The following is a 2070-nucleotide window of genomic DNA, read 5'->3' on the forward strand; positions in this document are numbered from 1 at the left end:
TCAGGGTTGGGGCTGCGCACGTCCTTCTCACCGATGTCGGCAGCGCCCAGAGCCGCCGCAGCTGCAGAGTGGACGGGTTCGTGTTCACGCACACGGATCTCGGGGTGGTGCAGGTCCAGGGCCGGCCGTTCCGAACGGATCCGGGGCAGCGAGGTGAAGTTGTGGCGCGGTGGCGGGCAGGATGTGGCCCACTCGAGGGAGGCGCCGAAGCCCCACGGATCGTCAACTTCCACCTTCTCGCCGCGGCGCCAGGTGACGTACACGTTGAAGAGGAACGGCAGCATCGAGGCGCCCAGCAGGAACGACGCATACGTGGAGAACTGGTTCATCCACATGAAGTTGTCCTCCACCAGATAGTCGGCGTAGCGGCGGGGCATGCCCATGACGCCGAGCCAGTGCTGGATGAGGAATGTGCCGTGGAAGCCCAGGAACAGCATCCAGAAGTGGATCTTGCCGAGCCGTTCGTTCAGCATGGTGCCGGTGAACTTGGGCCACCAGAAGTAGAAGCCGGCGAACATGGCGAATACCACGGTGCCGAACACCACGTAGTGGAAGTGGGCCACCACGAAGTAGGAGTCCGAGACGTGGAAGTCCAGCGGCGGGGAGGCCAGGATGATGCCGGTCAGGCCGCCGAACAGGAACGTAACGATGAAGCCCAGGCTCCAGAGCATGGGTGTCTCGAACGTCAGTGAACCGCGCCACATCGTGCCGATCCAGTTGAAGAACTTCACCCCGGTGGGCACGGCGATCAGCATGGTCATGAACGCGAAGAACGGCAGCAGGACCGAGCCGGTCACGTACATATGGTGGGCCCACACGGTCATCGACAGCGCCGCGATGGCGATGGTTGCGTAGATCAGGCCCTTGTAGCCGAAGATCGGTTTGCGGCTGAAGACCGGGAAGATCTCCGAGACGATGCCGAAGAACGGCAGCGCGATGATGTACACCTCGGGGTGGCCGAAGAACCAGAACAGGTGCTGGTACAGGACGGGCCCGCCGTTTTCCGGATCATAGATGTGGGCGCCGAACCTGCGGTCCGCACCCAGGGCGAACAGTGCCGCGGCCAGCGGCGGGAAGGCCATGATCACCAGGATGGACGTGACCAGGGTGTTCCACGTGAAGATCGGCATCCGCCACATGGTCATGCCGGGGGCGCGCATGCAGAGAATGGTGGTGATGAAGTTGACCGCACCGAGGATGGTGCCGAAGCCGGACAGGACCAGGCCGAAGACCCACAGGTCACCGCCGACGCCGGGACTGAAAAGTGTGTTGGACAGCGGCGTGTAGGCAAACCAGCCGAAGGACGCGGCGCCCTGGGGCGTGATGAAGCCTGACATCGCGATGGTGGAACCGAAGAGGAAGAACCAGAAGGCCAGCGCATTGAGCCGGGGGAAGGCCACGTCCGGGGCGCCGATCTGCAGTGGCATGACGAAATTGGCGAACCCGGCAAACAACGGTGTCGCGAACATCAGCAGCATGGCAATGCCGTGCATGGTGAACAGCTGGTTGTACTGCTCCTTGGTCTGCAGGATCTGCATGCCCGGCTGGAACAGCTCCGCACGGATCAGCAGTGCCATCACGCCGGCGAGCAGGAAGAACACAAACGATGTGATCAGGTACATGTAGCCGATGGTCTTGTGGTCCGTGGTGGTGATCCACTTGACCACAATGCTGCCTTTGCGCCGGGGTACCACGGCCGGCGCGGCGGTATCGGCGAGACCTTCAGCTGACTGTCCGGTGATGGCCATTTTCTACCTCACAGATCCCTGTGCAGAGCACGTGGGCCGCTTTCCTGAGCCCCTATATTGCAGGCTACTCCGGTAGCGGGGCGCCCGGGAAGAGTCCGTAGGAACCTACATCGCGCCGCGTGTTCGGGCACCCGGGCCCCGGACGCAGAACACCCCCGGCAGTTGCTCCTGCGGGGGGTGTCCATTGCTCAACTGAACTGCCTGGATCAGGCTGCTGCGACCGTGCGTGCGCCCTCGATGGCGTCGAAGACGCCCTTGATCTGCTCGACGGTTTCGGCGTCGTCCTTCGGGTGCAGTTCGGCGAAGCGGACCATGGAGCCGG

1 protein-coding gene and 1 pseudogene are annotated in these 2070 nt (G+C 63.2%); both read right to left on the reverse strand.

From position 1 onward, the window contains the following. On the reverse strand, positions 1-1748 hold a 1748-nt coding region (gene ctaD / locus DBR22_RS08405), incomplete at its 3' end, for an aa3-type cytochrome oxidase subunit I (protein ID WP_108598648.1). Positions 1749-1954: 206 nt separating this feature from the next. Further along, positions 1955-2070 (reverse strand): annotated as a pseudogene (locus DBR22_RS24400) (FMN reductase); the annotation flags it as partial.

The organism is Arthrobacter sp. HMWF013, assembly GCF_003061105.1.
In the GTDB taxonomy this organism is placed as follows: domain Bacteria; phylum Actinomycetota; class Actinomycetes; order Actinomycetales; family Micrococcaceae; genus Arthrobacter.